At 69.3% G+C, this 13679-nt stretch carries 7 protein-coding genes; 5 read left to right on the top strand and 2 right to left on the bottom strand.

Annotation, left to right across the window (positions count from 1 at the left end; genetic code table 11):
• Positions 1-24 precede the first annotated feature (24 nt).
• A complete protein-coding gene (locus tag ACIQVZ_RS33680) occupies positions 25-501 on the bottom strand; it encodes a GNAT family N-acetyltransferase (protein ID WP_402455299.1) in 477 nt (158 codons plus the stop codon).
• A gap of 460 nt (positions 502-961) precedes the next feature.
• Here ACIQVZ_RS33680 and ACIQVZ_RS33675 point away from each other — a divergent pair, with 460 nt between their 5' ends.
• From ACIQVZ_RS33675 to ACIQVZ_RS33660, 4 genes are all read left to right on the top strand, one after another.
• Entirely contained in the window at positions 962-1873 is a 912-nt protein-coding gene (locus tag ACIQVZ_RS33675) for an ATP-binding cassette domain-containing protein (protein WP_402455296.1), read from the top strand.
• Between the two features lie 79 nt (positions 1874-1952).
• The gene (locus tag ACIQVZ_RS33670) at positions 1953-2777 is read left to right on the top strand and encodes an ABC transporter permease (protein ID WP_350878844.1); all 825 of its coding nucleotides are present in this window, start codon (positions 1953-1955) and stop codon (positions 2775-2777) included.
• Positions 2774-3652, top strand: a complete 879-nt coding sequence (ddaH, locus tag ACIQVZ_RS33665) for a dimethylargininase (RefSeq protein WP_402455377.1) — start codon at positions 2774-2776, stop codon at positions 3650-3652. The genes ACIQVZ_RS33670 and ddaH overlap by 4 nt, the downstream gene beginning before the upstream one ends.
• A 49-nt stretch (positions 3653-3701) precedes the next feature.
• Entirely contained in the window at positions 3702-3902 is a 201-nt protein-coding gene (locus ACIQVZ_RS33660; protein ID WP_402455293.1) for an MbtH family protein, read from the top strand.
• Positions 3903-3994: 92 nt separating this feature from the next.
• Here the strand turns inward: ACIQVZ_RS33660 and ACIQVZ_RS33655 are convergent, their stop codons facing one another.
• Positions 3995-4531 carry a hypothetical protein gene (locus ACIQVZ_RS33655; protein ID WP_402455290.1) on the bottom strand — a complete coding sequence of 179 codons (537 nt, stop codon included), beginning with the start codon at positions 4529-4531 and terminating at the stop codon, positions 3995-3997.
• Between the two features lie 265 nt (positions 4532-4796).
• Here ACIQVZ_RS33655 and ACIQVZ_RS33650 point away from each other — a divergent pair.
• Positions 4797-13679: LamG-like jellyroll fold domain-containing protein (locus ACIQVZ_RS33650; protein ID WP_402455288.1), on the top strand; the 8883-nt coding region annotated here is incomplete at its 3' end.

Below are 13679 nucleotides of genomic sequence, written 5' to 3'. Positions count from 1 at the left end.
GCTACCGCGTTGTGCGGGCGGGAGTCACGCGGTCCAGCGGTAGGTCATGTCCGGCTCGTTCTCCTCGTTGCGGCTGCCGTCGTTGGTGTCCACCACGACGAAGCCGTGCCGCTCGTAGAAGGCGCGCGCCTCGGTGTTCTTCTGGAAGACGTGCAGCGAGAGCTCCTGCGGGCTGGCCGACTTGACGGCCTCCAGCAGTACGGTCCCGATGCCGCGGCGACGCGCCTCGGGGCGCAGGTAGAGGTGGTCGAGCAGGTTGCCGTCGAGCGAGGCGAAGCCCAGCACGGCCCCGGTCCCGGCGTCCTCGGCGAGCCACACCCGGGTGTCGGGGAGTACGACGTGGGTGATCCAGCTCAGGGTGGCCTCGTCACTGTGCAGACGGGGCAGGTACGGCATGGTCGCGGTGCGGGAGGCCAGGAAGACCTCGGTGACGACACCGGCGTCCTCGGCTACCGCGGCCCGCAGGCGGACGTTCGCGGTGAGCGGTCCGTCGGACTGCATCCACATCTCCTCGGTCAGGTGTGTGAAGGGGCGGTGGTGCCGCGGGTGACGACCGAAGGAGGAATACGTGATCTACACCCGTCGTGCGCGGACGCTACGGTCGCGAACTACGGGTGATGGAGCCGAATTTCCCCCCGGATGGGCCGACACAGTGCGTCCCGGCGGCATTGATCTTCGAGCAACCTAACACCTGGTCATGGACAGGGGAACCCCCGAAAGCAGGTTCCTGACAAGTCGATTCTGCGGTTAGATGATCGCGCGGGCCCGGCCCCCGGGGAGCGAGGATTTCGGCGCACCGGGCGGTGACATTCCCCGACTTCCCTTGTACCTTCCCCGACGCCGAACTTCCCCTGGCTGCGCCCGACTTCCTCCGCCTTCCCCCGCACATCCCCTGCTCTTCCCCGGCGCTTCTCCCGCCTTCCCCTCCTGCCTTCCCCGACTCCCCGAAAGGAGCGCCCGCGTGGACACTCCTGCCGTCCGAATCAGCGGCGCGGTCAAGACGTTCGGTGCCACCACCGCGGTGGGCGGCCTGGACCTGGAAGTGCCGCCCGGCATGTTCCTGGGCCTGCTCGGGCCCAACGGTGCGGGCAAGTCCACCACCATGCGGATGCTCACCGGGCAGACCCGCGCGGACGCGGGCACCGTGGAGGTGTTCGGGCACCGGATGCCGGAGGACTCCCGCCGCGCCCGCTCCCTGGTCGGCGTCGTCCCGCAGCACGACAACATCGACCCCGAACTGACGGTGCGCCAGAATCTCGACGTGTTCGTCCGGTTCACGGCCCTGCCGCGCGAGCGCTACCGTGAGGCGGTCGACCAGGCGCTGGCCGCCGTCCGGCTGACCGACCGCGCGAACACCCGCGCCGACGCGCTCTCCGGCGGCATGCGCCGGCGGGTCCTGCTGGCCAGGGGCATCGTCAACAACCCGCGGCTGCTGCTCATGGACGAGCCCACCGTCGGCCTGGACCCGCAGATCCGGCAGGACCTGTGGGACGTCATCGACGGGATGCGCGAGAGCGGCACCACGGTGGTCATGTCGACCCACTACATCGAAGAGGCGGAACGGCTCGCCGACGAGGTGGCCGTGGTGACCGGCGGCCGGGTGATCGCCCGGGGCACCCCCGCCGAACTGCTGCGCGCCCACGCGGGCGTGCAGGCCGCCGAGTACCGGGGCGACGCCGCCCGGCGCGAACTCGTCGAGGCCGAGGCCGCCCGGGCCGGACTGCCCAGCCGGCGGACCGGGCCGGCGGTCTCCGTGCTGCGCGCCGAGACGATCTCCGCGCAACTGCGCGAGCGCCTCGGCCCGCCGGACGTGCTGCGCCCGACCTCCCTGGAGGACGTGTTCGTCGCGCTGACCGGAGAGCTGTTCGGCTGAGCCCGGGCCGGCCGCTCCCTCGCCCCCTCGTCCCCCTCGCCTACCGCCCGCCTGCCCGCCCCCACAGAGAGGACACCCGATGACCACGGCGACGCCCATGCCCCGCACCGAGGCCCAGACCGGTCCCGCCCCAGGCCTCCCGCCCGCCCTGTGGCCGACCATGCGGGCGGTGTGGCTGCGCGAACTGCTGCTCTTCCGCCGCTACTGGCCCGCCATCACCTTCGGCTCGCTGATCGAGCCGCTGGTCTACATGACCGGGTTCGGCATCGGCTTCAGCCGGCTGATCGACTCGGTCCAGGGGCACCCGTACCCGCAGTTCGTCGGCGTCGGCATGGTGGTCACCTCGGTGCTCTTCGCCTCGGCCTTCGCCGGGATGTTCGAGAGCTTCAACCGCCGCAAGTACCAGAAGATCTACGACGCCGTCCTGTGCCAGCCCGTCGACGTCTGGGAACTGGTCACGGCCGAGGCGTCCTGGATCGCCGTCAAGTCCTCCGTCTACGGCACCGCGCCGCTGCTGGTCTGCCTCGCCATCGGCCTGCCGCCGGGGCCGGAGCTGCTGCTGGTGCCGCTGGTGGCACTGGTCTCCGGCTTCGCCTTCGCCCTGCTCGGCATGTGGGTGTCCTGCCTGGTGCCGGCGATCGACTGGCTGCGGCTCGTGGTGTCCGGCGTGCTCACACCGCTGGTGATGGCCGCGGGCGTGTTCTTCCCGCTGGACGGGCTGCCCGACTGGGTCCAGGGGGTGGCGGCCGTCAACCCGATCTACCACTGCACGCAGCTGGTGCGCCACGCCGCCTTCGGGACGCTCGGGGCGGGCGACGCCCTGCACGGGGCCGTCCTGGCCGCATTCGCCGTCCTCGCCTGGTTCCTGGCCGTCCGCGGGATGCGCCGCCGGCTCATCGACTGAACCGGCCCCGGACCGGACACGAACACCATGCAGCACGCAGACCGAGGAGAACCACCCCGATGACAGCCCGCGTCGCAAGCCAGCGCCGTTTCCTGATGTGCCGGCCCAGCCACTTCGGCGTCAGCTACTCCATCAACCCCTGGATGCACCCGGAGAAGCCGGTCGACGGCGCACTCGCGCTCGCCCAGTGGACCAGGCTGCGCGACCTCTACCGCGAACTCGGCCACACCGTCGAGGAGATCGCCCCGCTGCCCGGACTGCCCGACATGGTCTTCGCGGCCAACGGCGCGACCGTGGTCGACGGGAAGGTCCTGGGCGCGCGCTTCCGCCACGCCGAGCGCACGGCCGAGGGCCCGGCCTACCTGTCCTGGTTCCGCGAGCAGGGCTGGTCCGAACTGCTGTGGCCCGAGCACATCAACGAGGGCGAGGGCGACTACCTGCTGGCCGGCCGTCGGCTGCTGGCCGGCACCGGCTTCCGCACCGACCCGAGGTCGCACGCCGAGGCCCAGGAGTTCTTCGGTGTCCCGGTGACCAGCCTGACCCTGGTCGACCCGGAGTTCTACCACCTGGACACGGCGCTCGCCGTCCTCTCCGACGACGAGATCATGTACTACCCGCAGGCCTTCACCCCCGGCAGCCGGGCGGTACTGCGCGAACTGTTCCCGGACGCCGTCCAGGCGACCGCCGAGGACGCCGCCGTCTTCGGCCTCAACGCGCTCTCCGACGGCCGCCACGTCCTGCTCCCCGAGTCGGCCACCCACCTGATCGGCGAACTGCGCCGACGCGGCTTCGAGCCGATCGGCGTGGACCTCACCGAACTCCTCAAGGCGGGCGGCAGCGTCAAGTGCTGCACCCTGGAACTGCGCGGCCGCTGACCGCACCGGCAAACCCACCGGTTTTCACCAAGCACGAGAGGACGACGTGGTGACGAACCCCTTCGACGACCCCGACGCCGACTACCTGGTCCTGGTCAACGCAGAGGGCCAGCACTCACTGTGGCCCGCCTTCGCCGCCGTGCCCGAGGGCTGGAACACGGTGTTCGGCGCGGCGCGACGCCAGGCCTGCCTCGACCACATCGAGCAGACCTGGCCCGACATCCGCCCCCGAACCCTGGCCCACGGCTGACCGCCGCCCCACCCCGCCCCGCCCACTCGCCCCGCCCGGTCGTGCCGCAGAAACGCAGCAACCCTCCCTGGCTCGCAGACGGCTGCCCGGGATCAGTGACCAGGGGCGGGCACGGCAAGCGCCCGGCGGCGGATTTCGGCGGCTTTGTCGGTATCGCTGCCCGTGACCGCATCGACCCCGTCGGGTGCAGGCAGTCCCTCGGCGGTCACCGCGACGAATGAAGCGTGTGGGTTGGCCTTGGCGGCGGCGTTCAGTGCCTGTCCGAAGGCGGGGCCGACGGCGACGACCAAGTCGCAATGCTGGGCAGCGAGCCCGGCGAGGTAGGGCAGGGCCTGGTCGGCGGTGGGGGCTGGGACGAGCAACTGCTGGATGTTCAACTGGTGCTGCTGGCTGGCCTCCTGGAGGGCGGTCCAGATGGCGCTGGTGTCGGTTCGTGAAGCGGCCTCGGAGGCGTCGCCGGTGAGGCAGGCGGTGCGGCGCCCGGCGATGTTGGAAGGGGCGATCGGAGCCGGGTGGCTGTTCCCGTCGTCGTCCGTTCCGAGAGTGAGCAGGACCGTGATGGCGGTTACGGCCGTTGCCGAGGTGAGTACGAGCAGCCAGCGCAGGTGAGGGCTGGCGGGGAACTTCATGGCGGGCTACTCCTGGCGTTGGGCCGCGACGTGCGGCGGCGCCCAGCGGGTTGGTCAAGTCTCGCCCAGGAGTTTCTTTCGCTTGGTAAAGAAAATGAAAAAATTCTTAAGTCCATGTCTGGAAATTATGGGAAAGCATGGCACGTAACGGTCATGATCCTGCCAATTTCGCTCTGTGCCAAGAGGGCTGACACCAGATAGGAAAGACGCGGACCGGCACCAGGGGAGGGCCGGCCGCTTCGTCTGTGTCTGTGGGGGACTGGTCGTGCGTCGCTTGCTTGCATTCATCACCTCTCTGCTCGTCCTGCTGACGGTCGGCACCCAGGAGGCGAGCGCGTTCACTGCTGCCAACGCCCCGACCCCGACCGTCACACCGAGCACTCCGCAACAGGTCAGCGGCGACCCGAGTCAGGGAAGCCACACGGTTCCGTCGTCACAGACCAAGAAGGACGAAAGCGCCCCCGGGAAGTCCGCGCACCAACCGGGCCCGGGTGAATTGCCCGAGGCCAAGGCGATGCCGGGTGACACCACCCCGCATCCCTCGGGCGACGGGCGGCCCCGGATCCCGGTGAAGGGTGAGGCCGTCACCCCGCCGCCGTCCTTGGAACACCACCCCGGCGACGCCGGATCCGGCAGTCCTCAGTCCGGCGGTACGGTGCAGCCGAAGGCTGCCGCCTCGCCACAGGACGACACCAAGGACGGAAAGGGGGCGAAGCACCCCACCGCCAGGTCGGCATCGCCCTCGGAGAATGACCTTCAGGCCCACAACGACGCCGCCACCGGTGCCGGCTCCCCGGGCGTTCCAACGGAGGGGGCCGAGGTCACCGTTGCCCGGACCGACAGCACCTCGATGTACCAGAACCTGGACGGTACCAAGACCCTGCGTGTCTACCCCCGCCCCGTGCACTACCAGAAGGCCGACGGCAGCTGGGACGACATCAACACCAACTTCACGCTCGACCGCGCCGGCCGTTGGGCCGAGCAGGCCAACAGCCAGCAGGCCAGTTTCGCAGTCAAGTCCGACGACCCGTCGCTCGTGAGCTGGTCCCTGGACGCGGAGCACGTGGTCTCCTACGGCCTGGCGGACGTGGCCCCGGTGCGCGGCGTCGTCCAAGGCGACACCCTGACCTACCCGCTCGCGCGCCCTGCGAGTGACGTCGTCTACAACGGCCTCGCCCAGGGCATCAAGGAATCCCTGCTTCTGCACGACGCGACCGCCCAGACCAGCTGGGTCTTCCCACTGCACGTCACCGGGTTGACCCCGGGGATCGGGCCGACCGGCGAGGTGCAGTTCAAGGACGCGTCCGGCGTGGTTCGGCTGACGATTCCGCGCGGCTTCATGATGGATTCGAAGGTCGACCCGGCATCCGGCGACGGTGTGGTCAGCGACGGTGTCAGCTACCGTCTGATCGACCAGAACGGCGTGCCCGCCCTGCAGATGGACCTGGACGCGGCCTGGCTGCACGACCCCAAGCGCGTTTTCCCGGTCACCGTGGACCCCTCGACCGTGAGCATCGGCGTCGGCCAGTCGACCTTCGTCCGTTCCGATCAGAAGGCGAACTTCTCGACCGACCCGCTGCTGCGGATCGGTACCTCTGACGGCGGTGCCTCGAAGGTGAACAGCTACCTCTACTTCCCGGGCGTGGCCAATGCGTTGTCGAACGACTACCTGCACGCCGTCACCCTCAATCTGAACAACACGCACTCCTATGAATGCTCGCCGCATCCGGTGTACGTGAACCAGATCACGAGCGGGTGGGACGCGGCGACGATCAACAGCTATCCCGGTGTGTCGATCGGTCAGCAACTCGGCGCTGCCAGCTTCTCCGCAGGCGACTCCTGCGGCGGTGCGAAGTGGGAGCCCATCGACCTGGGCAGGAACCACAACGACGCTGGCGTCCAGTTGGTCGAGAGCTGGGCCCGCGGCGGTGCCAACTACGGCCTCGCGCTGACGGCCAGCACCACGAACTCGTACGACTGGAAGAAGTTCTCCAGCGCCAACAGTGCCTACCCGCCGTACCTGTCGATCGTCTACAGCGACTGGGCCGCTACCTACGCGCCGGCCGGCAGCTACATGCCGCCGACCTACGACACTCCCGGCTACCAGCAGGTCACCCTGACGAACATGGCGGCCAACTGGTGGAACTGGCAGAGCATGCAGGTCAAGGCCCGCTTCTTCGACTCGAACTGGAACGAGCAGTGGTTCAACGCTCCGCCCACCGGAGTCTCCGGGCTGGTCAAGACCTATGAATCCGTGACCGTCAACGGGGTGATCCCACCGCTGCCGCTCGGACGCTCCTACTACCTCTGCTGGGACGGATACGTCGGCGGGACCACGTCCTTGCACGACTCCTACTCGATACCCTTCGGCAACTGCACGACCGTGTCCGGGGTCAACACCTCGCCCCAGCTGGACATGCTGGCGCCGCTCAACGACACGGTGGTCGGCAGCCTCACGCCGCAGCTCTACGCCACCGGCCACGACCCGGACAACTATCCCGGCACGGGACTGGACTACTACTTCAAGGTCTACACCAACCCTGCCTCGGGCGATCCGCAGCTCGTCGCCGAGTCGGGTTGGCAGCCCAGCGCCTCGTGGGCCGTGCCGCCAGGCAAGCTCGCCTGGAGCACCAGCTACCTGTGGAACGTCATGGTCGGCGACCACATCGGCGCGAGCCCGCAGTCCGGCATGGTCTCCTTCTCCACCCAGGTCCAGCAGCCGGTCATCACCTCCCACCTGGGTGGTGCCGTCGGCGACGGAGCCGGACGCCCCTTCGACGCAAAGGTCGGCAACTACACCACGTCGGCGACCGACGCGGACGTCAAGAGCATCGGACCGGCTCTGACCGTCAGCCGCTCGTACAACTCCCTGGACCCGCGCACCTCGACGCTGTTCGGCAGCGGCTGGACCTCCAACTTCGACATGCGGGTCCAACCCGACAACGACGGAACCGACTCGGTCGTCCTCACCACCGCCAGCGGCCGGGCCGCCCGCTTCGGGGCCGATCCGAACAAGGGCGCCCTGTACACGCCGCCACCGGGTGAGTTCCAGTCCCTCAGCAAGGCCGCCGCCGGCTTCGATCTGATGGCCAAAGACGGCACCCGCTACGAGTTCCATGCCGCTTCGGGCGACGGATACGCGCTGTCCCTGGTGCGGGACGCGCTCGGCCGAACCCAGGAACTGAGCTACGGCAACGGTGTCCTGGCGGCGGTGAAGGACACCTCCTCGGGCCGGGTGCTGCACTTCGAGTGGACGACCGGCAACCGGCACGTCGCGAAGGTGTACACCGACCCGGCCACCGGAACGGACTGGAACACCGCCCAGGCCTGGACGTACACCTACAACACCAACAACCCCGACGAGCTGGACCAGGTCTGCGCGCCGGCGACCGGGGGGAACACCGCCCGGTCCTGCACCGCGTACTCGTACACCCCGGGCTCGCACTTGCGCTCGGCCGTCCTCGACTCCGCCCCCGTCTCGTACTGGCGCCTCGGCGAACCCTCCGGGAGCACCGCGGCCAGCGAGGTGATCGAGAACCAGGGCAACGACAACGCGACCTATTCCTCCAGCGGCGTGACCCTGGGTACCCCCGGGCCAGCCGCGTCCGCGACGGCGGCGACGTTCGACGGAAGCACCGGCTATGTGACGCTGCCCCAGACCGAACTGTCCACGTCCTCCTATACCTCGGTCGGGCTCTGGTTCAAGACCACTGGCTCGGGTGTGCTGTTCAGCTACCAGACGGAGAACTTCCCCGGCAGCGGCACCACGGCAGGCGACTACACCCCAGCGCTCTACGTCGGCACGTCCGGAAGGCTCCACGGCAAGTTCTGGGCCGGCTCCTCCATCCCCATGCAGTCGTCCAAGGTGGTCAACGACGGCCAGTGGCACTTCGCGATGCTGTCGGCCTCCGGCGTCTCCCAGACGCTGTACCTCGACGGCCAGGCCCAGGGCACGCTGGCAGGCCCGGTCCTCGCACCGGGACAGCGCGCAGGGGCCATCGGCGGCGGCTTCACCAGCGCCTGGTGGCAGGACAGCCCCTTCGACGACTTCACCGGCCGGGCCAGCTACTTTACCGGCAGCATCAGCGATGTGGCGTTCTACAACCGGACCCTCGGCGCCCCGACCGTCCAGGCCCTGTGGCAGGCCGGCAGCCAGCCCTCGGCCGAGCTGTCCGGGCTGAAGCTCCCCTCCGGCAAGACCCGGCTCGCGGTCACCTACGACACCGCCAAGGACCGCGCCTCCCAGGTCACCGACGAGAACGGCGGCACCTGGAAGCTCGACGCCCCCACCGTGACCGGTTCCTCCCAGAAGTACCGGGGCACGGTCATGGGCTCCCGGCCGACCGACTACTGGCGGCTGTCCGACGGCGCCGGCGTGCAGGCCGCGAACCAGATCTACACACCGCGGCCGACCCCCAACAACGGCACCTACTCCGACGTCGCGCTGGGTGCCGCAGGGCCGATGACAGGCTCCACCGGATCGGCCTCCTTCAACGGCAACACTTCCTGGACCGAGCTGCCGGCCTCCTACGCACCCCAGTCCGGCCCAGGCGCACTCGGGGTGTGGTTCAAGACCCGCAGCGCCGGCGTCCTGCTCAGCTACCAGTCCTTCCCCGTCAACGCCCCCCACTCCCAATGGGGCCTGCACTGGAACCCGGCCCTGTACGTCGGCACCGACGGGAAGGTCCACGCACAGCTGTGGACCGGCGACGCCTCTCGCACCATGGCCAGCGCCGCCACCGTGAACGACGACAAGTGGCACTTCGCCGTACTCTCCGCCGACAGCCCCACCTCCCAACGGCTCTACGTGGACGGCGCACAGAGCGCCGGACCGCTGGACGGCACCATCACCCCCAACGGTGTCGAGCACGTCTTCGTCGGCGCCGGCGCCGTCTCTCTCGGCTGGCCCGCCGCCCCGGGCGACGACTCCGGCCACTTCAAGGGCCAGATCTCGAACGTTGCCGCGTTCCCCCACAGCATGGACAGCGCAACGGTCGCCAACCTCTACCAGCTGGCCACCACCAATGGCGCAATCCAGTACGACGCGGCCGTCGTCGACGCCCACCCCACCGGCTACTGGCGCATGGACGACACCACCGGAAACCAGGCCACCGAGCTGATCTCCTCGGCCGCGCTCGCCCAGAACCGCGGCAGCTACCACAACACCACCTGCTGCCAGCCCGGCCCCTGGGCCTCCGGCACCTCCACAGCCACCGGCTTCAACGGCACCAACGCATACGTCCAACTGCCTCTCAACACCGCCCCCAAGCACTGGGGGGCGGCCACCGTCGAACTCTGGTTCAAGACCACGACCCCCGGAGCGCTGTACAGCTACCAGTCCTTCCCGATCGACGGAAAGCCGAACGGCCCGACCGACCACTGGAACCCGGCGCTCTACATCGGCTCGGACAAGAAGCTCTACGGCGCGCTGTGGACCGGCTCGGCCGACAACGCCCTGGTCTCGGCCTCCACCGTCACCGACGGCGCCTGGCACCACGTCGCCCTGACCGGTGACGGCTCCGGTCAGACCCTCTATCTGGACGGCGCCCCCACCGCGACCAACAGCACCGCGCTGCCCATCACCTACAACGGCTCGGCGTACGCCTACCTCGGCGCGGGTTGGACCGGCGGCTGGCCAAACCCTCCGACGGGCCAGGCAAGTTACTTCAACGGAGCCATCGCCGACTTCTCGATCTTCCAGTACCGGCTCACCAAGGACACCGTTTCGGGCCACTACAACCGGGCAATCTCCGCCGCCACGGTCGGCGGTCTGGACGCGGCGGGCGCCTACCGCGCCAAGATGGTCCAGGACGGTGCCATCGGCTACTGGCGCCTCAACGATCCGTCCGGCTCCGGCTACGCCGCGAGCCAGCTCGGCGCCGCCCGCCCCGATGTCAACACCGGCAACCTGACCGACGTCCTGCTGAACGGCAACGGCCCCTCCAGCGACCTCAACCAGAGGTCGGCCGTGTTCAACGGCACCACCTCGCAGATCCAGCTCCCGCCCGACGCCGCCCCCACACGTGGACCGGCCAGTGTCGAGCTCTGGTTCAAGACCACCAGCGGCGGCCCGCTGTACAGCTACCAGGACTTCCCTGTTGGGTCCCCGCTCGGGAACACCTGGAACCCGGCGCTGTACGTCGGTTCGGACGGCCGCATCCACGGAGAGTTCTGGATGGGCTCGGGCGCCGTGATGACCTCCGACCGAACGGTCAACGACGGCACATGGCACCAGGTGGTCCTCGCTGCCGACGACAGCGGCCAGACCATCTACATCGACGGTCGTGCCAGTGCCTCCGACACAACCGGGCGCAAGATCACCTTCAACGGCACGCCGTACGTCTACCTCGGTGCCGGCACCACCACCGGCTGGGGCTGGCCCGGCGGTGGAGCCGATCACTTCAACGGCAGCATCTCGGAAGCCTCCTATTACACGAGCCGACTCGACGCGGACACCGTCACCGCCCACTACAAGGCCATGGGCGACGGTGGTACCGCCACCCCGGTCACCACCGCCGTCGTCACGGACCCGACCGGCTACAACCTGACCTACCAGTACGACACCCGCTCCTCCCAGCTGCTCTCCCGCAGCGACGGTTACGGCAACACCACCCGCTACAGCTACGACACCGCCGGGTACCTCTACGCCGTCACCGACCCGAACGGACACACCATCACCACTGGGCACGACGCCCGCGGCAATACCGTCTCCCGGACCACCTGCCGCGGCGCCGGGAGCTGCCAGACCAGCTACGCCACGTACTACCTGGACACCGGGAACCCGTTCAACCCGGCCAACGACAAGATCCTGACCTCCAGCGACGGCCGATCCTCGGGCCCCGGTGACACCACGTACACCACGCGGTACGCCTACGACGCCAACGGTCAGCTGACCTCCACCACCGTCCCGGCCACGCCCGACTTCCCCAAGGGCCGGGTCAGCTACACCGTGCGCACCGACGCAGGCACCCAAGCCCAGGGTGGCGGAGCGGTTCCGGTCGGGTTGGTGCAGACGCGAACCGGGCTGCTCGACGCGGCGGCCTACCCGGACCCGGGCACGGTCCCCTCCGACCAGCAGACCACGTACACCTATCGGAGCAACGGCGACGTCGCAGCCGTCGTCTCGCCACTGCGACCCAAGGTCACCTACGGCTACGACAACCTTGGTCGCACCATCATCCAGTCGTACAGCTGTGACGACTGCCCGGGCGGCACCACCTCCGCACCCCGGGTGCTGGAGACCAGCTACAGCTGGGACGGCCAGGGCAACCAGGTCACCCGCACCGACCCGTACACCACCGACGCCGTCACCGGCACCAAGCACACCCGAAAGACCACCACCGCCTACGACCTGGACAGCAACCAGGTCAGTCAGACCCTCGCCGACACCACCGGTGGCGACCCGTCGCGCACCACCACCTGGACGTACGAGCCCGACACCAGCCGGGTGAAGCAGGTCAAGGATCCCGGCGGTCACGTCACCTCGTACACCTACGACCGCTACGGCAACGTCGCCACCCGTACCGACGCGGCTGGCACCGCCTACAGCTACAGCCATTCGCCAATGGGTCAGCTGCAGCAGACTGCCGTGAGCAACTACACCGGCAGCAGCGCAACCCCGACCGCACCGCGCTGGCAGGTCATCGGCTCGCGCGCCTACGACCCAGCCGGCCGTCCCGCCACCGACACCGACGCCATGGGGCGCACCACCCACACCTACTACAACGACGACAACACCATCGCCGAGATTGACCTGGACGGCTACCACAACACCGACGGCACGATGCGCAACGTGGTGCTCCAACAGAACACCTACGACGACGCCGGTCACCTCACCCAACAGGTGACCGGCGGAGGCAAGACCACCACCGCCACCGCCTACGACGCGGCGGGCCGGGTCGTCAGCACGAGCGTCGACCCCGGCGGCCTCAACCGCACCACCACGTACACCTACGACGTGGCCGACCGCCCGACCACCGTGGTCAGCACCGGCGGCGCCGACGCGTCGGTCTCCGCCGAGACCGACTACGCCTACGACGCCACCGGGAACGTACTCAAGCAGACCGCCCGCAACCAGCCCGCCGATTCCGTGCTCGCGTACGGCTACAACAGCCGCGGCCTGCGCACCAGTACCGTCAGCCCGAACGGCAACGCGGTCGGGGCCGACCCCGCCCCGTACACCGGCAGCACCGGCTACGACGAGGCCGGCCGGCCCACCGTCACCACCGGCCCGCTGATCAGTGCCGAGGCCTACGATCCGACCAGCCGCGGCAGCAAGCCGCAGCAGGTTCGGCCGATCGGCCGAACGGGCTACGACACCTTCGGCCAACCGACCTCCCAGGTCGACGCACTGGGCAACACCGTCACGTACACCTACGACCTCGACGGCAACCGGGTCGCCGTGGCCGGCGCCGCCTACACCGACCCGCAGTCCGGCACCACGATCACCCCGGCCTCGACAATCGAGTACGACGCGCTCGGCCGGCCCGTCACGAGCGTCGTCGACCCGGGCGGCCTCAAGCTGACCCGTACCAACCGGTATGACCAGTTCGGCAACGTGGTGCAGACCACCCTCCCACCTAGTGGCGGGGCCACCGCCCCGACCGTCACCAACTCCTACGACCTCGACGGCGAACTGCTCGCCACCACCAGCCCCACGGGCGCGGTCGGCCAGGCCACCTACGACGACCTCGGCCGGCGCATCACCAGCACCGAGTTGGAGCGCTACCCGGCCGCAGCCGCCTACACCAGTACGTTCACCTGGGACGACGCTGGCAATCAGCTCACCTCCACGCTGCCGGGTGGCGCCACCAGCAAGGCGGCGTACAACGCCGTCGGCCAGGTGCTCAGCGCCACCGACCCGGCCGGTGTCACCGTCCGTTCCGCCTACGACGGGCTCGGACGGACCAGCCGGGTGACCAGGGCCGACGGCACTGCGACCACCACCGGCTACGACCGGCTCGGGCGGACACTGAACACGACCGACCTGGACACCTCGGGTGCCACCGTGGCCAGCCAGTACGCCACCTACGACCTGGAGGGGAACGTCCTCAGCGCCACCGACAAGGTGGCGAGCAGTGCCGACATTGCCGCGCACGCGCGGAAGTTCAGCTACGACCCGGCTGGACAGCTGGTCCAGCAGGTCGAG

It is taken from the genome of Kitasatospora sp. NPDC098663 (assembly GCF_044760075.1).
GTDB lineage: Bacteria > Actinomycetota > Actinomycetes > Streptomycetales > Streptomycetaceae > Kitasatospora.
This window is presented reverse-complemented; position numbering and strand designations above follow the sequence as displayed.

Excerpts from the sequence above, each read along its gene's own strand:
- ACIQVZ_RS33655 (WP_402455290.1), bottom strand. The coding sequence starts at position 4,531 with ATGAAGTTCCCCGCCAGCCCTCACCTGCGCTGGCTGCTCGTACTCACC.
- ACIQVZ_RS33670 (WP_350878844.1), top strand. The coding sequence starts at position 1,953 with ATGACCACGGCGACGCCCATGCCCCGCACCGAGGCCCAGACCGGTCCC.
- ACIQVZ_RS33680 (WP_402455299.1), bottom strand. The coding sequence starts at position 501 with ATGCAGTCCGACGGACCGCTCACCGCGAACGTCCGCCTGCGGGCCGCG.